The 22,372-nt window shown below is 63.9% G+C and carries 21 protein-coding genes; 11 read left to right on the top strand and 10 right to left on the bottom strand.

What is annotated here, in order from left to right; genetic code table 11:
• The first annotated feature begins 57 nt into the window (after window positions 1-57).
• A complete protein-coding gene (locus G0P99_RS19415) occupies window positions 58-747 on the top strand; it encodes a GntR family transcriptional regulator (RefSeq protein WP_164132131.1) in 690 nt (229 codons plus the stop codon).
• Window positions 748-754: 7 nt separating this feature from the next.
• A complete protein-coding gene (locus G0P99_RS19410; RefSeq protein ID WP_164132130.1) occupies window positions 755-1,495 on the top strand; it encodes an aspartate/glutamate racemase family protein in 741 nt (246 codons plus the stop codon).
• A gap of 198 nt (window positions 1,496-1,693) precedes the next feature.
• Here G0P99_RS19410 and G0P99_RS19405 read toward each other — a convergent pair whose 3' ends face one another.
• The 6 genes from G0P99_RS19405 to G0P99_RS19380 all read right to left on the bottom strand — a co-directional run bounded on the left by G0P99_RS19405 (window position 1,694) and on the right by G0P99_RS19380 (window position 7,352).
• Entirely contained in the window at window positions 1,694-1,939 is a 246-nt protein-coding gene (locus G0P99_RS19405; RefSeq protein ID WP_164132129.1) for a MoaD/ThiS family protein, read from the bottom strand.
• Window positions 1,932-4,193 carry a xanthine dehydrogenase family protein molybdopterin-binding subunit gene (locus tag G0P99_RS19400; protein ID WP_164132128.1) on the bottom strand — a complete coding sequence of 754 codons (2,262 nt, stop codon included), beginning with the start codon at window positions 4,191-4,193 and terminating at the stop codon, window positions 1,932-1,934. The genes G0P99_RS19405 and G0P99_RS19400 overlap by 8 nt, the downstream gene beginning before the upstream one ends.
• Window positions 4,193-4,672: a (2Fe-2S)-binding protein gene (locus G0P99_RS19395; RefSeq protein WP_164132127.1), complete on the bottom strand. Its 480-nt coding sequence runs from the start codon at window positions 4,670-4,672 to the stop codon at window positions 4,193-4,195. Before G0P99_RS19395 ends, G0P99_RS19400 begins: the two co-directional genes overlap by 1 nt.
• The gene (locus tag G0P99_RS19390) at window positions 4,669-5,550 is read right to left on the bottom strand and encodes a xanthine dehydrogenase family protein subunit M (RefSeq protein WP_164132126.1); all 882 of its coding nucleotides are present in this window, start codon (window positions 5,548-5,550) and stop codon (window positions 4,669-4,671) included. The genes G0P99_RS19395 and G0P99_RS19390 overlap by 4 nt, the downstream gene beginning before the upstream one ends.
• 184 nt (window positions 5,551-5,734) lie before the next feature.
• Window positions 5,735-6,571 carry a tryptophan 2,3-dioxygenase gene (locus G0P99_RS19385; RefSeq protein ID WP_164132125.1) on the bottom strand — a complete coding sequence of 279 codons (837 nt, stop codon included), beginning with the start codon at window positions 6,569-6,571 and terminating at the stop codon, window positions 5,735-5,737.
• Between the two features lie 4 nt (window positions 6,572-6,575).
• Window positions 6,576-7,352, bottom strand: coding sequence for an alpha/beta hydrolase (locus G0P99_RS19380; protein WP_164132124.1), 777 nt, complete (start codon window positions 7,350-7,352; stop codon window positions 6,576-6,578).
• Between the two features lie 133 nt (window positions 7,353-7,485).
• Between G0P99_RS19380 and G0P99_RS19375 the strand changes: the two genes are divergently transcribed.
• From G0P99_RS19375 to G0P99_RS19335, 9 genes are all read left to right on the top strand, one after another.
• Complete coding sequence (locus tag G0P99_RS19375; protein ID WP_164132123.1) at window positions 7,486-9,780, top strand: bifunctional salicylyl-CoA 5-hydroxylase/oxidoreductase; 2,295 nt, start codon at window positions 7,486-7,488, stop codon at window positions 9,778-9,780.
• Window positions 9,777-10,535, top strand: a complete 759-nt coding sequence (locus tag G0P99_RS19370) for an SDR family NAD(P)-dependent oxidoreductase (protein WP_164132122.1) — start codon at window positions 9,777-9,779, stop codon at window positions 10,533-10,535. Before G0P99_RS19375 ends, G0P99_RS19370 begins: the two co-directional genes overlap by 4 nt.
• Window positions 10,532-10,999 carry a MarR family winged helix-turn-helix transcriptional regulator gene (locus G0P99_RS19365; RefSeq protein WP_164132121.1) on the top strand — a complete coding sequence of 156 codons (468 nt, stop codon included), beginning with the start codon at window positions 10,532-10,534 and terminating at the stop codon, window positions 10,997-10,999. Before G0P99_RS19370 ends, G0P99_RS19365 begins: the two co-directional genes overlap by 4 nt.
• Window positions 10,996-11,799, top strand: coding sequence for an enoyl-CoA hydratase family protein (locus G0P99_RS19360; protein WP_164132120.1), 804 nt, complete (start codon window positions 10,996-10,998; stop codon window positions 11,797-11,799). The genes G0P99_RS19365 and G0P99_RS19360 overlap by 4 nt, the downstream gene beginning before the upstream one ends.
• Before the next feature lie 52 nt (window positions 11,800-11,851).
• Window positions 11,852-12,994, top strand: coding sequence for an acyl-CoA dehydrogenase family protein (locus G0P99_RS19355; protein WP_164132119.1), 1,143 nt, complete (start codon window positions 11,852-11,854; stop codon window positions 12,992-12,994).
• A 28-nt stretch (window positions 12,995-13,022) separates the two neighbouring features.
• Window positions 13,023-13,475, top strand: coding sequence for a cupin domain-containing protein (locus G0P99_RS19350; protein ID WP_164132118.1), 453 nt, complete (start codon window positions 13,023-13,025; stop codon window positions 13,473-13,475).
• Between the two features lie 3 nt (window positions 13,476-13,478).
• On the top strand, window positions 13,479-15,101 hold the full coding sequence (locus G0P99_RS19345) for an AMP-binding protein (protein WP_164132117.1): 1,623 nt from the start codon (window positions 13,479-13,481) through the stop codon (window positions 15,099-15,101).
• A 13-nt stretch (window positions 15,102-15,114) separates the two neighbouring features.
• A complete protein-coding gene (locus G0P99_RS19340; RefSeq protein ID WP_164132116.1) occupies window positions 15,115-15,510 on the top strand; it encodes a RidA family protein in 396 nt (131 codons plus the stop codon).
• Window positions 15,511-15,593: 83 nt separating this feature from the next.
• Window positions 15,594-17,123, top strand: coding sequence for a sulfatase-like hydrolase/transferase (locus G0P99_RS19335; protein WP_164132115.1), 1,530 nt, complete (start codon window positions 15,594-15,596; stop codon window positions 17,121-17,123).
• A gap of 216 nt (window positions 17,124-17,339) precedes the next feature.
• On the opposite strand, the gene G0P99_RS19330 is transcribed toward G0P99_RS19335, so the two are convergent.
• The 4 genes from G0P99_RS19330 to G0P99_RS19315 are packed head-to-tail and all read right to left on the bottom strand — an operon-like array spanning window position 17,340 to window position 22,304.
• The gene (locus G0P99_RS19330) at window positions 17,340-18,587 is read right to left on the bottom strand and encodes a Tm-1-like ATP-binding domain-containing protein (RefSeq protein ID WP_203583173.1); all 1,248 of its coding nucleotides are present in this window, start codon (window positions 18,585-18,587) and stop codon (window positions 17,340-17,342) included.
• Entirely contained in the window at window positions 18,587-19,528 is a 942-nt protein-coding gene (locus tag G0P99_RS19325) for a phosphotransferase (protein ID WP_164132114.1), read from the bottom strand. Before G0P99_RS19325 ends, G0P99_RS19330 begins: the two co-directional genes overlap by 1 nt.
• Complete coding sequence (locus G0P99_RS19320) at window positions 19,525-20,823, bottom strand: aspartate aminotransferase family protein (protein WP_164132113.1); 1,299 nt, start codon at window positions 20,821-20,823, stop codon at window positions 19,525-19,527. Before G0P99_RS19320 ends, G0P99_RS19325 begins: the two co-directional genes overlap by 4 nt.
• Entirely contained in the window at window positions 20,820-22,304 is a 1,485-nt protein-coding gene (locus G0P99_RS19315) for an aldehyde dehydrogenase (protein WP_370462850.1), read from the bottom strand. The genes G0P99_RS19320 and G0P99_RS19315 overlap by 4 nt, the downstream gene beginning before the upstream one ends.
• Between the last annotated feature and the right edge of the window lie 68 nt (window positions 22,305-22,372).

The raw sequence follows: 22,372 nt of genomic DNA, 5'->3' as shown, positions 1-22,372 counted from the left end.
TTACATCTTGCGCACAAGTCAATCCGGCAATATCCTGCGGCAAAATCAGGGGCAGAGATGGCCAAGACCGAAAGCAATGTTGACCGGCTTTACGATGCGCTCCGACGCATGGCGACGGACTTCTCCTTCAAACCCGATGCGCGCATCAACGAAAGCGCATTGGCGACGCAACTCGACGCCTCTCGCACCCCGATCCGCGAGGCGCTGAACCGGCTGGTGGCCGAAGGCTTCCTGACCTTCCAGTCCGGCCGGGGTTTCTTTTGCCGCTCACTCTCGCCGGAACTGGTGATGGATCTTTACGAGGCCCGCGTCGCGGTCGAGGTCGAAGCGGTGCGCCTGGCCGCCCGGCGGGGCGACGAACGCGACATCGCCGTGCTGATGCAGGAGTTGGAGGACATCGCGCCCGATTATACGTCAGAGGCCGATACAGAGGCACTGCTGGCGATGGACGAGCGGTTTCACACCCAACTCTGCGCACTGTCCGGCAATGCCGAATTGGCGCGCATGCTGGCCAATCTCAACGACCGCATCCGATACTTGCGGCTGATCGATCTGCGGCGGTTACAGGCCATCGGCCCGCATGGTCAGACCATGGTCTCGGCCCATCAGCGCATCCTGGATGCCGTCGCCCGGCGGGACGCTGAGGGGGCCATGGCCGAGATGCGCGCCCATATCGAACGGCGCCGCGAAGGGGCAACCAAGGCGGTGCGCGATGCCTATGCACAATTGTACGTTCCGGAACATTGAGGACAAAATGTCAGTACAAAATGGTGGAAAGACGGTATTCGGGGCCGCAGTCGGCATCCTGATGCTGGAAACCCGCTTCCCGCGCATCCATGGCGACATGGGCAATGCGATGACCTGGCCCTTCCCCGTTCACTACCGCGTGGTGCGCGGCGCCTCGCCCGACCGTGTGGTGCGCGGCGACCCCCGCGCGCTGCTCGACACCTTTGTCGAGGCAGGTCGCGATCTGGTGGCCACAGGCGCGGACGGGATCACCACCAATTGCGGCTTTCTCGCCCTGGTGCAGGACGAATTGCGGGCCGCGCTCGGAGTTCCGGTGGCGACCTCGTCGCTGATGCAAGTCCCTATGGTGCAAGCGCTTTTACCGCCCGGAAAGAAGGTCGTGATCCTGACCATTTCCAAGGCCACGCTGACCCCTGCGCATCTTGCGGCGGCTGGAGTACCGCTCGACACACCGGTCTACGGTACCGATGCGGGCCGCGCCTTTAGCCGGGACATCCTGGGCGACGCGCCGACAATAGACTTCGACCTTTGCAGCCAGGATATGCTGGACGCAGCCGACGAGATCATGGCGCAAGAACCCGACGCGGGCGCCATAGTGCTGGAATGCACCAACATGGTGCCCTACGCCGCCGACCTCCGCAAACGCACCGGCCTGCCAATTTATTCAATCTATTCAATGGTTACGTGGTTCCAGGCTGGCCTGATGCCGCGCCGGTTCGAACTGATCCTGGACGATCCGCGCGGATGAAAGCGCAGTAAGGGGGCGCTGCCCCCGTCACCTTTGGTGACTCCCCCGGGATATTTTCGGCAAGAGGAAAGAGCTGGGGCCCTTTGCTTCTTGCTGGTTCAAAATACTCCGGAGCGCGAGGCAGCGCCTAGCAAAGTACCGCCGCGCAGCGGCGCCTACAGGCGTCCCGTCAGGGGCGGCCCAAGGGGGGGCGGGAGTTCACCCGCCCCTGATCCGTTGCATCAGATAGACTTCGGCACCGCCGGGGATCGGTTCCGTCAGGCCCGACGCGATCACGCGACCGTTGATCGTGACGGATACGCCCGCATCTATCGGCGCCTGCAATTGCGGATGCGCGCGCGTCAGCGCGCGCAACATCTCGCCTGTGTCGGTGGCCTCGACCTCGACCACCTCCAGCCCACCAGTCAGTGCCCGCAGACCGGACCAGAGATGGACCTCAACCATCCGCCTTGAGCGCCGACAAGATGCGCGGCGGTGACATCGGCAGGTTGCGCATACGCACTCCGGCGGCGGCCGAAACCGCGTTGGCGATGGCTGCCAGCGGCGGGCAGATCGAGGTTTCGCCGACACCGCGGACACCAAACGGGTGGCCGGGGTTTGGCACTTCGACGATGACTGTATCGATCATCGGCAGGTCGGAGGCGACGGGAATGCGATAGTCGAGGAAAACGCTGTTCTGCAAACGCCCGTCCTCGCCATAAATGTATTCCTCGTTCAGCGCCCAGCCGATGCCCTGCGCCGCGCCGCCCTGGAACTGGCCCTCGACATAGGTCGGGTGGATCGCCTTGCCGGCATCCTGGATCACAGTGTAACGCACGACCCGCGTCTTGCCGGTTTCCGGATCAACCTCGGCATCAACGATATGGGTGGCAAAGCTGACACCGGCCCCTTCGGGTGTCGCCTCGAAGTGGCCCGAGATCGGTCCACCGGTCTGCCCCATGTTCGCGGTGATATCGGCCAGCGGCAGCGGGTCGAAATCACCTGCGTTCGGGCCAGAAGGCACCGCACAGCCGTTCTCCCATTTCACCGCATCGACCGGGATGCCCCATTTCTTTGCCGCCCGCTCACACAGTTTTTCGACCGCGTGGCGCGCCGCCTTGATGGTGGCCAGCCCGCTGGCATAGGTCACCCGGCTGCCGTGGCTGACATCGTTATAACCAAGCGTCGCAGTGTCGGCGATGGTCACCCGGATATTGTCATAGGGAATGCCCAGCACCTCGGCCGCCATCAACGCCATCGAGGCGCGGCTGCCGCCGATATCGGGGGTCCCCACCATGACTTGGGCAGATCCATCCTCGCTCAGCGCCAGCGAAACCGAGGTTTCGCCGCCATGGTTGAACCAGAATCCACAGGAGATGCCGCGCCCCTGCCCCGGTTTGAGAGGAGCCGAGAGATGCGGATGTGCCTTGGCGGCCTCCAGCGTCTGCACCAGACCGATCTGCTGGAAGCGCGGGCCATAGCTTGCCTTGGTACCCTCGCGCGAGGCGTTCTTGAGCCGCACCTCGATCGGATCAAGCCCAAGCTGGTTGCACAGCTCGTCAATCACCGATTCCACAGCGAAAGCCGCCATCGGCGAGCCGGGCGCACGATAGGCCGCCTGTTTCGGGCGGTTGGTCATCACGTCGTAACCGACCTGCCGCACATTGGACAGGCTGTAGGGGGCAAAGGCGCACATGGCGGTGAACTCCGCCGGTCCACCCGGGAACGCACCGCCTTGGAGGCGGAAGATGCCCTCGGCCGCGGTGATGGTGCCGTCCTTCTTCATCCCGATCTTGATATCCATCGAGGCCGAGGCAGTTGGCCCGGTGGCGCGGAACACCTCGGACCGGCTCATCACCAGTTTCACCGGCTTGTTGGCCTTGCGCGACAGCGCCAGCGCCACCGGTTCGATGAACACGGTCGTCTTGCCGCCGAACCCGCCGCCGATCTCAGAAGCGGTCACCCGCAGGTTCGCGGTTTCGATCCCCAGAAGTGCGGCACAGGTTTTCTGCACAATCCAGTGACCCTGGGTGCAGCACCACAGCTCGCCCTTGCCATCCATACCCAGCGTGGCCAGGCAGGCGTGCGGCTCGATATAGCCCTGGTGAGTGGCTTCGGTGGTAAAGTGATCTTCGACCACCAGGTCGGCCTCGGCAAAGCCAGCTGCTACATCGCCATGGCCGCTTTCGTGCATGCGGACCACGTTGGGGTGCATCCCCTCGGGCACCGAATAGTCGGCCGCGCCTTCGCGGATCACCGGAGCGTCGGCCAGCATCGCCTTGTCCACATCGGTGACATGCGGCAGGATTTCGTACTCCACCTCGATCAGCTTGAGGGCGTCGCGCGCGGCCAGCGCCGAGGTGGCGGCAACAGCGGCAACAGCATGCCCGTCATAAAGGGCCTTGTCGCCCGCCATGACGTTTTCCAGCACGTTCCAGAATTCGCCTTCCAGACCCGGCTCAAAGGGCACCTTGTCCGAAAAATCGGCGCGGGTGACCACAGCCTTCACATCCTTCAGCGCCTCGGCCTTGGACGTGTCGATCCGCAGAATGCGCGCATGGGCGTGCGGGCTGCGCAGGATAGCGCCGTGCAGCATGCCGGGCGCATAGGCGTCGGCGCCGAATTTGGCACGGCCGGTTACCTTGTCCAGCCCGTCGGGCCGGTTCGGGCGAGTGCCCACAAAGGCAAAATCCTTGGTCTTGAGATCGTCGAGCGCCATTATACCGCCTCCCTCATGTCCTTGGCCGTGTCCATCACGGCGCGGATGATCTTGTCATACCCGGTGCAGCGGCACAGGTTGCCGGCCAGCCAGAACCGCACCTCTTCCTCGGTCGGGTCGGGGTTCTGTTCCAGCAGCGCCTTGGCCGCGACCAGGATGCCCGGGGTGCAGATGCCGCATTGCAGCGCGGCATAGTCGATGAATTTCTGTTGCAGCGGATGCAGCACATCGCCCTCGGCGATGCCCTCGACCGTGCCGATTTCCTTGCCTTCGGCCTCGACCCCCAACACCAGGCAGGAGCAGACCAGCCGCCCGTCGAGCGTCACCGAACAGGCGCCGCAATCGCCGGTGCCGCAGCCTTCCTTGGCGCCGGTCAGGCTGAGCTTGTCGCGCAGACAGTCAAGCAGGGTTTCACGCGGATCGCACAGATATTCGACCGCATCGCCGTTGACGGTGGTGGATACGTGGATCTTGCTCATCCGTGATGCCCCTTGATGATTTCGCCCTTGGCCCGGGCATAGGCGATGCGCGCGACACGCTTGGCGAGCACGCCCGCGACCTCGGTTCGGAATTCGATTGTGCCGCGCTTGTCATTGATCGGCTTGCAGGCAGCCGAGGCGGCCGAGGCCAGACGGTCAAGCGCGGCGTCGTCCAGAGTGCTGCCGATGATCGCGGCAGCGGCGTCTTCGACCAACAGAACGGTCGGTGCAACGGCGCCCAGGGACACGCGGGCCTCGACAACGGTATCGCCGTCAAGCCGCAAGTTCACGGCACAACCCACCACAGCGATGTCCATTTCGCTGCGGGGAATGAAGCGCAGATAGGCGTCGCCTGCGTTTTCGCCCCGCGCCGGAATGTGCAAAGCAGAGACAAGCTCGCCCTTGGCCAGAGAGGTTTTGCCCGGGCCGGTCGGGATATACTGAACCGCAACGATGCGATTGCCATCGGGCCCAGTCACGGTTGCGGTCATCGATGCGGCCACCATGGCTGGCACGGAATCCGCGGCGGGAGAGCCGTTGCAGAGGTTGCCGGTCAGTGTGGCGCGGCCCTGCACCTGGGTCGACCCCACAAGGTTCATCGCCTCGACAACGCCCGGCCAGTCGGCCACCAGCCCGGTATGTTCGCCAAGCTCGGCACCCGGCACGGCCACGCCAAGGGTCCAGCTGCCATCCGCGTTACGCGTGATTTCACCGGTTCCCGGGATCTTCTTGATGTCGATCAGAGTATCCGGAGTGACGATATCCGCGCGCAATTGCACCAGAACATCGGTGCCCCCCGCCAGAAACCGGGTGATGCCCGAAGCGTCAGCGGCAATCCGCGACGCCTCGGCAAAGCTCGCCGGGCTGTGATAATTCATTGTTCTACCTCTTGCCTGTAGGGCCTGAGCCATTGAGTTCGCGGCGACGATAGACCACCTAACCGGCATCGTCCATGTCCGGATCGACCAGAAATTGGCCCCTTGGATGTCGCCTTTGGGCAAACGTCCGCGCCCGATCCCGGCGCGACGGGAAAATTCGTCGAATCTTCTTGTAGCTCTTCACTCAGAGTTCGGTGCGGAGATGCCAGAGTTCGGGGAAGAGTTCGACTTCGAGCATCCGTCGCAAATACTGCACGCCCGAGGTTCCGCCGGTTCCCCGCTTGAACCCGATGACACGTTCGACCGTGGTCACGTGGTTGAAGCGCCAGCGGCGGAAGTAGTCTTCGAGATCGACCAGTTTTTCGGCCAGCTCGTAGAGATCCCAGAACTTGGCCGGGTTCTCGTAAACCATTTTCCAAGCGCGCTGCACGTCGGCATCCGCGCTATGCGGATTATCCATCCGGCGCGCCTCGGGTGAGATCGCTATTCCCGTCTTTGCCGACAGGGCGTCCAGAGCCACATGATACAGCGAAGGCCGCTGCAATTCCTCGGCCAACATGGCATGCAGTTCCGGCCGGTGTTCGTGCACCTTCATCAGGGCGGTGTTCCGGTTGCCCAGAACATATTCGATCAACCGGTACTGGTGCGATTGAAAGCCCGAGGAATTGCCAAGCGCATTGCGGAAGGTCGTGTAATCGCTGGGGGTCATCGTGCGCAGCACGTCCCAGGCGGAGTTGAGCTGGTCAAAGATGCGGGCAACCCGGGTCAGCATCTTGAACGCCGGGCGGAAATCGCCGCCAGACATCAGCAGCCGTCGCGCTGCGGTCAATTCGTGCAGAACAAGCCGCATCCACAATTCGCTGGTCTGATGCTGGATGATGAACAGCAACTCGTCATGCGCATCCGATTGCGGGTGATGCGTGGCGAGCAGGTCGTCCATATGCAGATAGTCGCCATAGCTCATGTCCTTGGCATAGGACATCTTGGCGCCTTCCTGGCTGGGGTCATAGGCTTGGGGCATCGGATCAATCCTTGAGAAGTTCTGAAAGCAGGGCAGAGCCGGGGCGCCCCAGCTCTGCGACAACCGAGAAATGTTCGTGCCCGGCGGCAAAGACGTTGGGCACACCCCACGCCTCGGAGAGAAGCCGGGTCTGGCGCACCAGTTCGGGCCGCTCATCGGCGCCAACCCAGCAGGTGACCGAGAGGCCCGCGCGCCGGGACAGAAGCGCGGGGCTTTCGGCCTCGGCCTCGGCCGCGTCCAGGTGCAGCACCTCGTTCATCCGGGTGCCCAGCAGCGGGCGCAGATCGTGGATACCACTGATGCTGATCACCCGGTCCAGCCGGTCAGGCTGCGGCCCGTCGGCACAAGCCATGCGGGCCACCAGATGGCCGCCGGCGGAATGGCCCGCCAATCGCACCGGTCCCGCCACATGGCGCGCCGCCTCTTCGATCGATGCACGCACTTCCTCTACCATCTGGCCCAGACGCGCCTCGGGCGCCAGCGTGTATGAGGGCACCGCCAGCGCCCAGCCCCGGCTGAGCGGCCCGGCGGCGAAATGCGACCAGAAGCTCTTGTCGAGCTTGTGCCAATAGCCGCCATGCACGAACACCACGAGGCCCTTTGCGACGCCCTCGGGGCGGAACAGGTCAAGCCGGTTGCGCGCGCCCACTCCATAGGCGATGTCAAGCGTCCCGCCCCGACTGTCGCGCCAGGCCGCCGCCGCCGCGCCCCAGGCAGCGGCCAGCCCGTCCGACCCCGGCACATAGCTGGAATTATCGAATGCATCGTCCCAGTCGATCATCGCAGACCCTCCTGATTTACGGATAGCGTAGATGTCGACTCAGTATATTTCAAGCTTAAAGGTTTAGGCTTGAAATATATCCGAATCCCCGTATCCTCATCCTCAATCAGCGTATCTTGCGAGGGAGGATGCAATGCGTGTCGCATGTCTGGGTGGCGGTCCGGCGGGGCTCTATTTCGCCATTTCGATGAAACTGCGCGACCCCTCGCACGAGGTCACGGTGATCGAGCGCAACAAGGGTGACGATACATTCGGCTGGGGCGTGGTACTGAGCGATGACGCGCTCGAAAACCTGACCGCCAACGACCCCAAGAGCGCCGAGACGATCCGCTCGAACTTTGCCTATTGGGACGATATCGCAGTGGTCCATGACGGGGTGCGCACCGTCTCGGGCGGGCACGGTTTTGCCGGAATCGGGCGCAAGGCGATGCTTATCCTGCTTCAGGACCGCGCGCGCGAGTTGGGCGTCGATCTGCAATTCCAGACCGAGGCGCGCCCCATCGCCCAGTATCAGGCGGAGTATGATCTGGTGGTGGCCTGCGACGGGCTGAACTCGCGCGTGCGCAGCGATCTGGCTGCGCATTTCAAACCCGATATCGACACCCGCCAGTGCAAGTTCATCTGGCTCGGCACCCATCAGAAGTTCGACGACGCCTTCACCTTCATCTTCGAAAAAACCGAACATGGCTGGATGTGGGTGCATGCCTATCAGTTCGACGAGGACACCGCGACGGTGATCGTGGAATGCAGCCAGGAGACCTGGGATGCCTGGGGATTCGAGCATATGTGCAAGGAAGAGAGCGTCGCCACCTGCGAGCGGATCTTTGCCGCGCATCTGGGTGGCCATCCGCTTATGTCCAATGCCAGCCATCTGCGCGGATCGGCGGTCTGGATCAACTTCCCCCGCGTTCTGTGCGAGAAGTGGCACCACGAAAATGTGGTGCTGATGGGCGATGCGGCGGCCACCGCGCATTTCTCGATCGGTTCGGGCTCGCGCCTGGCCTTCGACAGTGCCATCTCGCTGGCCACCTATCTGCATTCCGAACCAACGATGGAAAGCGCGTTCGAGCGCTATCAGGAGGAACGCCGGCTTGACGTGCTGCGCCTGCAATCGGCGGCGCGCAACTCGCTGGAGTGGTTCGAGCAGGTCGAACGGTATCTGGACATGGACCCGGTGCAGTTCAACTATTCGCTGCTGACCCGCAGCCAGCGGATCAGCCACGAGAACCTGCGCCTGCGCGATGCCGACTGGCTGCGCTCGGCCGAACAATGGTTCCAGACCCGCGCGGGTGCTGTGGCCGAACCGGTGCGCGCGCCGATGTTCGCGCCTTTTCGCCTGCGCGATATGGAGCTGAAGAACCGCATCGTGGTCTCGCCCATGGCGCAATACAAGGCGGTCGACGGCTGCCCGACCGACTGGCACCTGATCCATTACGGCGAACGTGCCAAGGGCGGCGCCGGTCTGGTCTATACCGAGATGACCTGTGTCAGCCCCACGGGCCGCATTACCCCCGGTTGCCCCGGCCTTTATGCGCCCGAGCATGAGGCCGCGTGGAAACGGCTGACCGATTTCGTGCATGGCGAGACGAGCGCGAAAATCTGCTGTCAGATCGGCCATTCCGGGCGCAAGGGCTCGACTCAACTTGGGTGGGAGACGATGGATGCGCCGCTGAAGGCCGAGAACTGGGACCTGATCTCGGCCTCGCCCATCCCGTGGTCCGCCAACAATGCCACCCCGCGTGAAATGACGCGGGCCGATATGGACGCGGTGCGGGACCAGTTCGTCGCCGCCGCGCAAATGGCCGAACGCGCGGGCTTCGACATGATCGAGCTGCACGCCGCGCATGGCTATCTGATCTCGTCCTTCATCTCGCCGATGTCGAACACGCGCAGCGACGACTATGGCGGAGTACTGGAAAACCGCATGCGCTATCCGTTGGAGGTGTTCACCGCGATGCGCGCGGCCTGGCCCAAGGACAAACCGATGTCTGTGCGGATCTCGGCCAATGACTGGGTGGACGAGGCCGGTGTCACGCCTGAGGAGGCGGTAAAGATCGCGGCCATGTTCCACGCGGCGGGCGCCGATATCATCGACGTTTCCGCCGGCCAGACCTCGATCGAGGCCAAGCCGGTCTATGGCCGCATGTTCCAGACCCCGTTTTCGGACCGCATCCGCAACGAGACCGGTATCGCCACCATGGCGGTGGGCAATATCTACGAGGCCGACCATGCCAACTCGATCCTGATGGCGGGTCGGGCTGATCTGATCTGCGTCGGTCGCCCGCATCTTGCCGACCCCTACTGGACCCTGCACGAGGCCGCGCGCATCGGCGACCGCGACGCCGACTGGCCGCTGCCTTATCTGGTGGGCCGGGATCAGGCCTGGCGTCTGGCCGACCGCGAGGCGGAAATGGAGATCCGGGCGTGAGGCTCGACGGCGCCCATGCGGTGGTCACCGGCGGCGGCACCGGAACCGGTGCGGCGATTGCCGAGGCGCTGGCCCATGCCGGTGCCAAGGTCACCGTCTTGGGCCGCCGCGAGGGACCGCTGCGCGAGGTGGCCAAACAGCACAAGTTCATCGGCTGGGTCACCTGCGACGTGACCGAACCGGAGGCAGTGCGCGCCGCCTTTCGGCAGGCGCGCGACCTGAACGGACCGGTGGGCGTGGTGGTCGCTAATGCGGGTGCCGCCGACAGCAAACCGTTCAAGAAGATGACCGCCGAGGGGTTCCAGCAGATGCTGGATGTGAACCTCAAGGGCGTGTTCAACAGCTTTCAGGCGGGACTGGCGGATATGGAAAGCGCGGGCGAGGGCCGGTTGATCGCCATCGCCTCGACAGCCGGACTCAAGGGCTATCCCTATGTCGCGGGCTATTGCGCCGCCAAACACGGGGTGGTGGGCCTGATCCGGGCGCTGGCGGTGGAACTGGGCCGCACCGGCGTGACCGCAAACGCCATCTGCCCCGGCTTCATCGAAACCCCGATGCTGGAACGTTCCATTGCCAATATCGTGGGCAAGACCGGTCTGAGCGCGGAAGCTGCGGCAAAGTCGTTGCGCAAGGGCAATCCGCAGGACCGGTTCATCCAGGTGGACGAGGTCGCGGGCGCCGTCCTCTGGCTCTGCTCCGAGGCTGCCCGGTCGGTGAACGGCCATGCCCTTGCCCTGTCGGGAGGAGAGATATGAGCGCACCCAACCCCCGCCCCGATGCCGGGCCGGACAGCAAGGCGCGGCTGCGCCTCTGGCTGAAACTGCTGAAAGCGACGCGCACGGTGGAATCCGGCCTGCGCGAGAACCTGCGGACCGAGTTCGCCTCGACCCTGCCGCGCTTTGACGTGATGAGTGCGCTGGCCCGCAACGCGGGCGGGCTGAAGATGAGCGAGCTGTCGGGCCTGCTCAAGGTCTCGAACGGCAATGTCACCGGCATAATCGAACGGCTGGTCGAGGATGGCCATGTACTGCGCGAACCGGTGCCGGGCGACCGCCGCGCCAACCGGGTCCGCCTGACCCGCAAGGGCGAAGAGGAATTTACCCGGCAAGCCGCGCGCCACGAGGCCTGGGTCGACGATCTGCTGGGCGCGCTCGACGCCGACGAGGCGCGTACGATCACCGCAACGCTGGACCGCATTCTGACAGAGGGAAAATCATGACCGCCGCCGACACCACCCATTTCCTGTGCACCATCGAGGACGGCATCGCGCGCATTGCGCTGGACCGGCCCGAGCGCAAGAACCCGCTGACCTTTGACAGCTATGCCGAGCTGCGCGACTGGTTCCGCGACCTGCATTACAATGACGACATCAAGGCGGTGGTCTTTGCCTCGAACGGCGGCAATTTCAGCTCGGGCGGCGATGTGCATGACATCATCGGGCCGCTGACCCGGATGAACATGAAGGAGCTGCTGCAATTCACCCGCATGACCGGCGATCTGGTCAAGGCGATGGTCAATTGCGGCAAACCAGTGATCGCCGCCATCGACGGCATCTGCGTGGGCGCGGGCGCGATCATCGCCATGGCATCTGACCTGCGCATCGCCACGCCCGAGGCCAGGGTGGCCTTTCTGTTCACCCGCGTTGGGCTTGCTGGCTGCGACATGGGCGCCTGTGCCATCCTGCCCCGGATCATAGGCCAGGGCCGCGCGGCGGAACTGCTTTACACCGGCCGCGCGATGAGCGCCGACGAGGGCGCCGCCTGGGGCTTTCACAACCGGCTGGTGGCAGCGGACGCGCTGGAGGACGAGGCCCGCAAACTGGCCCAGCAGATCGCGGCAGGCCCGAACTTTGGCCATATGATCACCAAGACCATGCTGGCGCAGGAATGGTCGATGTCCATCGAACAGGCAATCGAGGCCGAGGCCCAGGCGCAGGCGATCTGCATGCAGACCGGCGATTTCGAACGCGCCTATCGTGCCTTTGTCGCCAAGGAAAAACCCGTCTTTATGGGCGATTGAGGCCAGCGCAATTGAGTATTTGGGGCGAAATGAAGCCCCTAGGAGGAATGAGATGGCAGACCGCAGCTTTCTGACCTGGCCGTTTTTCGACGAGACCCACCGCGCCCGCGCCGAGGCGATGGAGGCCTGGTGCGCGCGCCTGCATGTGGATCACGGCGACATTGACGCGGCCTGCCGCAAGCTGGTGGGTGATCTGGGCGCGGGCGGTTGGTTGCAGGCCACCGGTGCCGCCGAGGGTGAGCGGCTGGACGTGCGGACCCTGTGTCTCAGCCGCGAGATCCTGGCGCGCCATGACGGGCTGGCCGATTTCGCCTTTGCCATGCAGGGGCTGGGCACCGGGGCGATCTCGCTGTTCGGCACAGCCGCACAGCAGGCCGAATGGTTGCCGCTCACCCGCAGCGGTCAGGCGATCGCTGCCTTTGCGCTGACCGAACCGCAATCGGGTTCGGACGTGGCCAATTCCACCATGACCGCCACCGCCGATGGCGACGATTACGTGCTGAACGGCGAAAAGACCTGGATTTCGAACGGCGGCATCGCCGATGTCTATACGCTGTTTGCCCGCACCGGCGAGGCGCCCGGCGCCCGCGGGCTCAGCGCCTTTGTCCTGCCCGCGGGCCTGCCCGGTTTCGAGGTGGTCGAGCGGCTGGAGGTGATGGCGCCGCATCCGCTGGCGCGGCTGCACTTCAGTGACGTGCGGGTGCCGAAATCGGCGCTGCTGGGGGCACCTGGAGAAGGGTTCAAGGTGGCGATGGCGGTGCTGGATGTGTTCCGCTCGACCGTGGCGGCGGCGGCGCTTGGATTTGCCCGCCGCGCGCTGGACGAGGCGTTGGCGCGCGTCACCACACGGCAGGTGCAGGGCGCGCCGCTCTTCGATCTGCAAATGGTGCAGGGTCATATCGCCGACATGGCGCTGGATGTGGATGCCAGCGCGCTGCTCACCTATCGCGCCGCCTGGGCCAAGGACATGGGCGCCCCGCGCGTCAGCCGCGAGGCGGCGATGGCCAAGCTTTATTCCACCGACCACGCCCAGCAGGTGATCGACCGCGCGGTGCAACTGTTCGGTGGCGACGGGGTGCGGCGCGGCGAAAAGGTCGAGGAGCTGTATCGCGATATCCGCGCCCTGCGCATCTATGAGGGCGCCAGCGACGTGCAGCGGGTGGTGATCGCCCGGCAGGTGCTGGCGCAGGGATAAGACCAAAACGTCAATGGGAGGAGAGACCATGACCCAGGATCTGGAAAAGGGCATTACCGAAAACGGCACCGGTTATGACGGTGTGGTCTGGAACATTCTGGGCCAGACCTATTACCCCAAGGCGGTTTGCGAGACGACCTTTGCCTTTGAGACGAACTCGGAACCGGGGCAGTTCGTGCCGGTACATGTCCACCCCACCCAGGATGAATTCATCCTGGTGCAGGAGGGCGAACTGGACCTGAAACTGGACGGTGTCTGGACCAAGGCGCGCGCCGGCGATCTGGTGCGCATGCCCAAGGGCATCCCGCATGGCTATTTCAACAAGTCCGACAAACCGGCGCGTGCACTTTTCTGGGTCTCTCCCGCGCGCAAGCTGAAAGAACTGTTCGAGGCGCTGGACAATCTGGAGGATGTCGAACGGGTGGTCGAACTCTCGGCCCAGCACGAGGTCGATTTCCTGCCGCCCGAGGCGAACGACTGAACCATGCTGGGACCAAGCGCACATATCGACACGTTCACCCGGGACAACCTGCCGCCGCCGGATCAATGGCCCGATTTCCTGCTGGACGGGTTCGATTATCCCGAGCACCTGAATGTCGGGGTCGAACTGACCGATGCCATGGTCGACAAGGGGTTTGGCGACCATACCGCGCTGATCGGCAATGGCCGGCGGCGCACCTACAAGGAACTCAGCGACTGGACCAACCGGCTGGCCCATGTGCTGGTCGAGGATTTGGGCGTGAAACCGGGCAACCGGGTGCTGATCCGCTCGGCCAACAACCCGGCCATGGTGGCCTGCTGGCTGGCCGCGACCAAGGCGGGCGCGGTGGTGGTCAACACCATGCCGATGCTACGCGCGGGTGAATTGGCCAAGATCATCGACAAGGCCGAGATCACCCATGCGCTGTGCGACACGCGGCTGATGGAGGAGCTGGTCACCTGCGCCAAGACCTCGAAACACCTGCGCACGGTGGTGGGCTTTGACGGCACCTCGAACCACGATGCCGAGCTGGACCGGCTGGCGCTGCAAAAACCGGTGCGGTTTCAGGCAGTCGCGACCGGGCGGGACGATGTGGCGCTGTTGGGGTTCACTTCTGGCACCACGGGCGACCCCAAGGCGACGATGCACTTCCATCGCGACCTGCTGATCATCGCCGACGGTTACGCGCGCGAGGTACTGGGCGTTACGCCGGATGACGTGTTCATCGGCTCGCCGCCGCTGGCCTTTACCTTTGGGCTGGGCGGTCTGGCGGTGTTCCCGCTGCGCTTTGGCGCCGCCGCGACCCTGCTGGAACAGGCAAGCCCGCCCAACATGGTCGAGATCATCCAGCAATACGGCGCCACCGTCTGCTTCACCGCGCCGACCGCCTATCGCTTCATGCTCAAGGCGATGGAGGAAGGCGCCGATCTCAGCTCGCTTCGGGCGGCGGTTTCGGCGGGCGAGACCCTGCCCGCCCCTGTCTATGACGAGTGGATCGCCAAGACCGGCAAGCCGATGCTGGACGGGATCGGCGCCACCGAGATGCTACATATCTTCATCTCGAACCGGTTCGACGACCACCGCCCTGCCTGCACCGGCAAGCCGGTGACGGGGTATGAGGTGCGTATTCTCGACGAGAACGGCAATGAGGCGCCGCGTGGTGAAGTCGGGCGGCTGGCGGTGCGCGGCCCGACCGGCTGCCGCTATCTGGCCGATGACCGGCAGGCGGGCTATGTCCAGAACGGCTGGAACGTGACCGGCGACAGTTTCGTGATGGATGTCGATGGCTATCTGCATTTCGCCGCGCGCAGCGACGACATGATCGTCAGCTCGGGCTACAACATCGCCGGGCCCGAGGTCGAGGCGGCGCTGCTGTCACACCCGGCGGTCGCCGAATGCGGCGTCATCGGCGCCCCGGACGAGGCGCGGGGCCATATCGTCGAGGCCCATGTGGTGCTGGCGCCGGGCCATACCGGCGACGCGCTGATGGTCAAGACCTTGCAGGACCACGTCAAGGCGACCATCGCCCCCTATAAATACCCGCGCAGCGTCCGGTTCATCGACGCGCTGCCCAAAACTCAGACCGGCAAGATCCAGCGCTTCCGCTTGCGCACGGACGACCAATAGACGGAGGCCAGAAATGACCCACAAGACCATCCAGCCCGAGGGCTGGGCCCCTGCCAAGGGCTATGCCAACGGCATGCTGACCCGCGACGGGCATCTCTATGTCGGCGGGCAGATCGGCTGGAACGCGCAGCAGCAGTTCGAAAGCCACGATTTCATCGGCCAGATGGAACAGGCGCTGCGCAACATCCTGGATGTGGTCGAGGCCGCTGGCGGCCGGGCCGAGCATATCACCCGGCTGACCTGGTACGTGACCGACAAGAAGGAATACTTGGCCCGCCAGGCCGAGATCGGCGCCAGCTATCGCAAGGTGATGGGGCGGCATTTCCCGGCCATGGCGATGGTTGTGGTAGCGGGCCTTGTCGAGGACGATGCGCTGGTCGAGATCGAGGCCACCGCTGTCATCGACTGATCCGGGCCGCCGGAAGGCCCGGCTGGACAGGGGGGAGCCAACTGGCTACCCATTGGTCGTTCGAAAAAGCGGCAGGTCGGGACATGAGCAGGCAAGGCAACGTTCTTTTTATCATCATCGACCAGTTGCGCGCCGATTGCCTATGGGGCGGGCTGGCGGGTCATGTCGATTTACCGCATCTGCGGGCGCTGGCCGAAGATGCGGTCAGCTTTCGCCGCCACTATTCGGTGACCAACCCCTGCGGCCCCTCGCGCGCCTCTATCCTGACCGGGCAATACGCGATGAACCACCGCTCGGTCCGCAACGGCACTCCGCTGCGCCATGACACGCCCAATATCGCGACCGAGATGCGCAAGGCGGGCTATATGCCGCTGCTCTTCGGCTACACCGATACCTCGCAGGATCCGCGCGCCTATGACGCCAACGACCCGGCGCTCAAGACCTATGAATTCCCGATGATCGGGTTTCACGAGGTAACCGAGATGCGGCTGGAGATGTCCTATCCCTGGCAATCGCATCTGAAGAACCGTGGTTACGCCTTTGACGACTACGCGCAAGTCTATGTTCCCCGCCCGGATGCCGACGGCACCCCGCGCCTGAACGGTCCGGCAATCTACTGGGCCGAGGATAGTGACACCGCCTTTCTGACCGATCAGTTCCTGGCCAACATGCCCGCCTGGGCCGGGCAGAGCTGGTTCGCGCATCTCACCTATATCCGGCCGCATCCGCCGCTGGTGGCGCCCGCGCCCTATAACACGATGTACGCATCGGACAGCCTGCCCCTGCCAGCGCGGCTGCCGGAGCGCGATGACGAGACCGGCGAACACCCCTTCTTCGGTCCCGCCACGCGTTATTCCAGCCCGGCCAGTTTCGTGCTGGGCTTCCCCGATCTGGAACCCACCGACGAGACCATCCAGACCCTGCGCGCGGTCTATCTGGGCCTTGCGACCGAGGTCGACACTCATATCGGTCGGGTGATCGCGCATCTGAAAGAGACAGGCCAGTATGACGACACCCTGATCGTGGTCACCGCCGATCATGGCGAGATGCTGGGCGACCGCCACAGCTGGGGCAAGATGACGGTCTATGACGCCGCCTATCACACGCCGCTGATCATCCGCGCACCGGGCTGCAAGGCCGGCCATGTGGTCGATGCCCCGACCGAGTCGATCGACCTGATGCCAACCATTCTCGACTGGGTCGGGCAGGAGATTCCGAATTCGGTCGATGGCCGCTCGCTGCGACCTTTCCTGGCGGGCGGCGCCCCAACCGACTGGCGACGCTATTCTTTCTCGGAACTGGATATCTCGAACCCGTTGAAACCGACCCTCTGGCAGCAGGCATTCGGCTTTGGCCCCAGCGAGGGCGCCGTGGCGATCCTGCGCGACGAGCGCTTTACCCTGGTGGAGTTTGCCGCCGATCTGCCGCCGATGCTGTTCGATCATCAGGGCGAAGGCGAGTTTCGCAATGTGGCAGACGACCCCGAGTATGCGCCGGATCTGGCACGACTGGCGCGGCAGATGTTGCGCCACCGGATGCGCAACATGGACCACACGTTGTCGCTCTGCTCGATCACCGACGACGGGGCCAAGACGCGGCGGCGCTACGACTGAACTGTGATCGGTCAAGCATTCCAAATGGTCGTGCAACATCCGCAAGGGTTAGCTGACGCCAGAACTGTGCCCATTTACCCAATTCGCGGCATTTGCAGCACAACCGCTAAGAACATAGGCATCAGCCTGATGTGCGCGCAACAACAGATGGTTTGCACCTTGGTGCCGGTTCTGCGGGCAATGGGTCCGATCAAGTACACGATACACGTCCGAGGATCACGAAGGTTTAGACACGCCTTTGGGAACCAAACCTTGCGCCACCCACGAGTCGAAGACAGCAAGCGCCCGGTCAGAGAATTCGGCATCGTTGATATGCGCCGTCATCTCGATCAGTTCTGCATTGTCAGGACAGGCAGACCGCATTTCGTCGCAGAATGCCGCTAGCCCGTCGGCGTCATGCAGCGGTGCGCCCGGGCGGTCCCACTCGTTGCAACCGCCCGATGGCAGCAGGATCGTCACCGGACCCGAGGCGCCAGCCAGCTTGGCACAAATGGCCCGAGCAACCTGCCGCCGCTCCCCCGCGTCAAGAACCGCCGAGGTCAGCAGGCGGTTATGCGCGTGGCTGGGCCGGTCGGCAAGCGCTGGCGGAGCCGGTTGCCATCCGACAAAATCGACAAGGTCATAGCATCCCGGCGCAACCAGCTGCGGGATGCCACGTCGCCCGGCATTGGTCATGCGGTCTTCGCCAGCGGACAAACCGCCAAAGATGTGGTTGGCCACCTCTTGCGGTGCGAAATCGAAGACGGCGGCAAAGGCCCCTTCCGCCGCCAGGCTCTCGAACGCGCGACCGCCCATGCCGGTGGCATGGAACACGGCGACTTCGTACCCGCGCGCTTCCAGCGCCGGTTTCAGGCTGACCATGTAGCGCAGAACGGTTTTGCCAAAGCTGGTCATGCCGATGAGCGGGCGGTCGCGGACCGGAGCCTCGACAGCGCGGGCCGCCCCCAGCACCGCACCCGCCGCCTGGCTGAGCGACGCCTGACAAATCGAGTTCAGGCCGTAGAGCCCCCCGGCCCAGAGGATCATCTGCACATCCGCCGGGATGCGGTCGGGTGGCAGCATCGGAGAAAACGAGACCGTCGAGACAATGTATTTCGGAACACCTAGGGGTAGTGCCGAACAAAGATCGAGTGCAAGATCGGTTCCCATCGAACCACCCAGCACGATCACCCCGTGAATCCGGCCACCGCGATAAAGCTCCAGCGCCTTGGCCGCAGCGCCGCGCGCCATGATCTGCATCGCGACATTCTCGTCACCGCCGTCGATTGCCGCCTGAATAGAACTGCCGCCTGCCTCCGCCACCTCATGTTTGGAGATGTCGGTGGGCTGCGACGGATCGCCCAGCACGCTGACATCCATCGAAAGAACACCGCCACCCTGCCCCCTGATCACACCTGCCAGATAGTTCAGCTCGTCATCCTTGGTGTCATAGGTGCCCGCAATCAGGATCGTCTTGTCGCTCATCAGTGCTTCTCCTCCATGAATTCTCTAGCCAGCCGCAAGGCGGTATCGAGCATTCGAACCGACCTTTCCCGCCCGCCCGGCTCGTCAAGCCGTGACATGATCCAGCCCGGATAGGTCAGCGCCCGCAACAACAGCATGAAATCAAGCGTACCTGGGTCCACCCTGCGCCGTAGGGCATATCCATCGCACAGACCTGCGCGAAGCGGACCGTACTGCGGTTGCCCGATGAACTTGACCAGAACCGTGGCAAGATCGAAGTCCCTGTATCCCCATGCCCCATCGTCGAAATCTATGAACGCCACCGTGTGCCGGTCGACCAATACATTCTCAGCCACCAGATCGGCATGGATCAACCCTGCGTCCGCATCGGGTGCAAAACACTCGAACCCGTCCAGCGCCCGGTCGCGGGTAGCAATCAACAGCTGCCGTTGCTCTGCGTCCAGGTGCGGATGCTCCCAGAACCGGCCCCATAGAGGATCGGGCCCCAGCAATCCTGCACAACGCCAATCGGGGCGATGAAACCCCACCGGCGGCGTCCAGGCATCTGACAGCTCGTGCATCCGTGCCAATTGCGCTCCAATCCTCCGGCCAAAATCCTCTGCGTCCAGATCCGCGGATAGGCGCCCCATCTTGCCCATTGGGCGGCCTTCCAGCCAAGTCAGTAGGCTGACATGTCGCCCCTCGATCTGGCCCAGCAGAGAACCGTCCAGCAGACGCAGCGGTTGCGGCACGACCAGTCCCGCCTGCCTCAGCATTTCCATCCAGACCAGTTCCGAGCGCAGCTCTGTAACAGTCCGGTAATCACGCCGGTGAAACCTCAGCGCAAGACGACGCGCGCCATCCGACACCTTCCAAACCTCGTTTTCCCGCCGAGCAGCCAGCGTGAAACTGGCCTGTTCCAGACCCCAAAGCTGCAAGGCGCGGGTGACAGTCGCGCTCACGGGAGAAGCGGAGTTTCAGAGAGGACACCGTCCAGCGTTTCGATCAACTGATCGGCATTGTCGCGGCTGAACGGCATAGGCGGTCGGATCTTCAGCGTGTTATAGTGGATGCCCAGAAAGTTCAGCAGCACGCCCCGCTGTCGCATCGCGTTGGCGACGCGCTTGGCAAAGGCGGTGGCGGGGGTCTTGTCGGCCCGGTCCAGCACCATCTCGGCCCCGAAGAACAGCCCCGATCCGCGCACATCACCGATACATTCGTGCCGTGTGGCCAGGTCGCGCAACCCTTGGCGTGCATAATCGCCCACTTCACGCGCGTTCTCCATCAACCCTTCGTCCCGCATCACCTTTAGCGTCGCCAAGGCGGCAGCCGCCGAAACCGGGTTGCCGCCAAAGGTGTTGAAATAGCGAAAGCGCTCGCGAAACGCGGCCATGATCTCGGGGCTGGTCACGACCCCGCCCACAGGATGGCCATTGGCCATGGGTTTGCCCAAGGTCACCACATCGGGTTGAACACCCACCTTCTGATGCCCCCAGAAATGGCTGCCCAAGCGCCCGAACCCGGGCTGCACCTCGTCCGCGATCACGATGCCGCCTGCACGACGCACAGCCTCGACTACGGGGGCAAGCCAACCCGCTTCCAGCGATGGGAAGCCCTCGTTCGCGAAATAGGGGCATAGGATAAGGCAAGCCAGCCGGTGGCCGCGTCCGGCCAGCGCCGCGATCTGTGCCCGCACCGCTGCGGCGAATGCCTGCGCATGCGCCTGACCGGGAACGCCACCCAAAGGACGGTAGCTGTCGGGCGCGGGCACAAAGGCCATGTTGTCCCAGTATCCGCCCGGCGGCGGGTTGGTGCGCGAGAGTTGGGACACCGCCATTGTGTTGCCGTGATAGGTGTGATCAGTCGCAATCACCCCGGTGTTGCCGGTGACCGCCTGCGCCATGCGCAGCGCTATATCGTTCGCCTCGGACCCGGTGCAAGTCAGGATCGCGGTGTCCAGTGGCGCGTCGAATGTCGCCGTCAGCGCCTCGACATAATCGAGAATACCCTCGTGCAGATAGCGAGTATGGGTGTTCAGCGTCGCGGCCTGCGCGGCGATGGCCTCGACCACGCGGGGATGGCAGTGCCCCACATGCGGCACGTTGTTGTAACAGTCGAGATATCTGTTGCCGTCATTGTCCCACAGCCAGACCCCCTGTCCCCGAACCACATGCACCGGCTCGTCATAGAACAGGCTCACATTCGGCCCCAACAGGCGTGCACGGCGGTCGAGAAGGGCCTGGGTCTCAGGCGTCATAGCTGCATCCAGGCGGTTTTCAGATCCACATATTTGTCGAGCGCATGAAGGCTCTTGTCATGGCCGTTGCCCGACTGGCCGACGCCGCCCAAAGGCACAGTGCCGTCAGCGCCGCCATAGGTGTTCACATGCACCACGCCAGCGCGGATGGCGCGCACCATACGATGGGCGCGGCTGAGGTTCGAAGTCCACAGACCCGAGGCCAGACCATAGACGGTGGAATTTGCCAAATCGATAGCCTCAGCCTCGGTATCAAAGGTACTGACCGCCAGGACCGGGCCGAACACCTCCTGCTGGTTCAGGGTCGCGTCACGCGCCACACCTGTCATCACCGTGGGCTGCATGTAAAACCCGCCTGTCTCCTCCAGAATGCGCTTGCCGCCCAAGGCACATTCGGCGCCCTCGGTCAGCGCGGTTTCGACAAAACGCAGGTTCTGCTCCAACTGCGCCGCCGAATGCACCGCCCCCACGGTCGAGCCCAGATCGAGCGGATCGCCCACCTTCAGCGCGCTGGCATGGCGGCATAGCGCATCAACGAACTGATCGTGGATCGACCGTTCGACGATCAGCCGCGAGCCCGCGACACAGACCTGCCCGGAGTTCCGAAAGATGCCTGCCGCCGAAACCTTGGCCGCGTGGTCCAGATCGGCCACATCGCCAAAGACCACATTGGGCGACTTGCCGCCGAGTTCCAGGTAACAGCGTTTCAGGTTCGACCGGGCGGAATATTCCAGCAATCTCCGCCCCACTGGACCGGAACCGGTAAAGACCAGAATGTCGATCTCCATCGACAGGCCCATCGCCTCGCCAACCTCGGATCCCTTGCCGGTGACCACGTTGAACACACCCTCGGGCAGCCCCGCCTCCAGCGCCAGTTCCGCCAACCGCAGGATCGAGAGCGAGGCGCTCTCGGCGGGTTTCACCACGATCGAATTGCCCATGGCTAGCGCCGGTGCGATCTTCCACGCGCCGATCATCAGTGGGAAGTTCCAGGGCAGGATGGCGCCCACCACGCCCACCGGTTCCTTGTGCACGAGGCCGAGGATATCGCCTGCGGTCGGCGCGATCTCGCCATAGACCTTGTCCAGCGCCTCGGCGTAATAGCGAAAGGTGCTAGCGGCCGAGCCGCTTTCGGCCTTGAAGGCCATGGAAATCTCGGTGCCATTGTCGCGCACCCCTTGCACGGCAAGGTCCAGCGCCTTCGCCTCGATCAACGCGGCCAGACGGGTGAGAACCTTCTTGCGGGCAGCGGGCGACTGTCCGGCCCAGACGCGGGTGTCAAAGGCACGCCGAGCAGCGGCAGTTGCCTGCGCGACTTCCCGGGCGCCACCTCGGGCGATCTGGGTCAGTACGCATCCGTCGATGGGTGAGATCACGTCGAGCGTTTCACCCCCGGTCTCGATCCGACCGTCGATCACGTGACCACGTCGAGGGATGGCCCGGTTCCGCAGCATGTTGATACTTGATTGATCCAAGATCATCCCCTATCGGTTCATTATTCAAACCATCGTTTCAAAAAATTCTTGTCACAGGAGGTTCGCTGTGTCAA

The organism is Ruegeria sp. PrR005, assembly GCF_010500245.1.
Lineage (GTDB): Bacteria > Pseudomonadota > Alphaproteobacteria > Rhodobacterales > Rhodobacteraceae > Ruegeria_B > Ruegeria_B marisflavi.
This window is presented reverse-complemented; position numbering and strand designations above follow the sequence as displayed.

Coding starts and splice junctions, on each gene's coding strand:
- G0P99_RS19415 (WP_164132131.1), top strand. CDS start 58: ATGGCCAAGACCGAAAGCAATGTTGACCGGCTTTACGATGCGCTCCGA.
- G0P99_RS19410 (WP_164132130.1), top strand. CDS start 755: ATGTCAGTACAAAATGGTGGAAAGACGGTATTCGGGGCCGCAGTCGGC.
- G0P99_RS19405 (WP_164132129.1), bottom strand. CDS start 1,939: ATGGTTGAGGTCCATCTCTGGTCCGGTCTGCGGGCACTGACTGGTGGG.
- G0P99_RS19400 (WP_164132128.1), bottom strand. CDS start 4,193: ATGGCGCTCGACGATCTCAAGACCAAGGATTTTGCCTTTGTGGGCACT.
- G0P99_RS19395 (WP_164132127.1), bottom strand. CDS start 4,672: ATGAGCAAGATCCACGTATCCACCACCGTCAACGGCGATGCGGTCGAA.
- G0P99_RS19390 (WP_164132126.1), bottom strand. CDS start 5,550: ATGAATTATCACAGCCCGGCGAGCTTTGCCGAGGCGTCGCGGATTGCC.
- G0P99_RS19385 (WP_164132125.1), bottom strand. CDS start 6,571: ATGCCCCAAGCCTATGACCCCAGCCAGGAAGGCGCCAAGATGTCCTAT.
- G0P99_RS19380 (WP_164132124.1), bottom strand. CDS start 7,352: ATGATCGACTGGGACGATGCATTCGATAATTCCAGCTATGTGCCGGGG.
- G0P99_RS19375 (WP_164132123.1), top strand. CDS start 7,486: ATGCGTGTCGCATGTCTGGGTGGCGGTCCGGCGGGGCTCTATTTCGCC.
- G0P99_RS19365 (WP_164132121.1), top strand. CDS start 10,532: ATGAGCGCACCCAACCCCCGCCCCGATGCCGGGCCGGACAGCAAGGCG.
- G0P99_RS19360 (WP_164132120.1), top strand. CDS start 10,996: ATGACCGCCGCCGACACCACCCATTTCCTGTGCACCATCGAGGACGGC.
- G0P99_RS19355 (WP_164132119.1), top strand. CDS start 11,852: ATGGCAGACCGCAGCTTTCTGACCTGGCCGTTTTTCGACGAGACCCAC.
- G0P99_RS19350 (WP_164132118.1), top strand. CDS start 13,023: ATGACCCAGGATCTGGAAAAGGGCATTACCGAAAACGGCACCGGTTAT.
- G0P99_RS19345 (WP_164132117.1), top strand. CDS start 13,479: ATGCTGGGACCAAGCGCACATATCGACACGTTCACCCGGGACAACCTG.
- G0P99_RS19340 (WP_164132116.1), top strand. CDS start 15,115: ATGACCCACAAGACCATCCAGCCCGAGGGCTGGGCCCCTGCCAAGGGC.
- G0P99_RS19335 (WP_164132115.1), top strand. CDS start 15,594: ATGAGCAGGCAAGGCAACGTTCTTTTTATCATCATCGACCAGTTGCGC.
- G0P99_RS19330 (WP_203583173.1), bottom strand. CDS start 18,587: ATGAGCGACAAGACGATCCTGATTGCGGGCACCTATGACACCAAGGAT.
- G0P99_RS19320 (WP_164132113.1), bottom strand. CDS start 20,823: ATGACGCCTGAGACCCAGGCCCTTCTCGACCGCCGTGCACGCCTGTTG.
- G0P99_RS19315 (WP_370462850.1), bottom strand. CDS start 22,304: ATGATCTTGGATCAATCAAGTATCAACATGCTGCGGAACCGGGCCATC.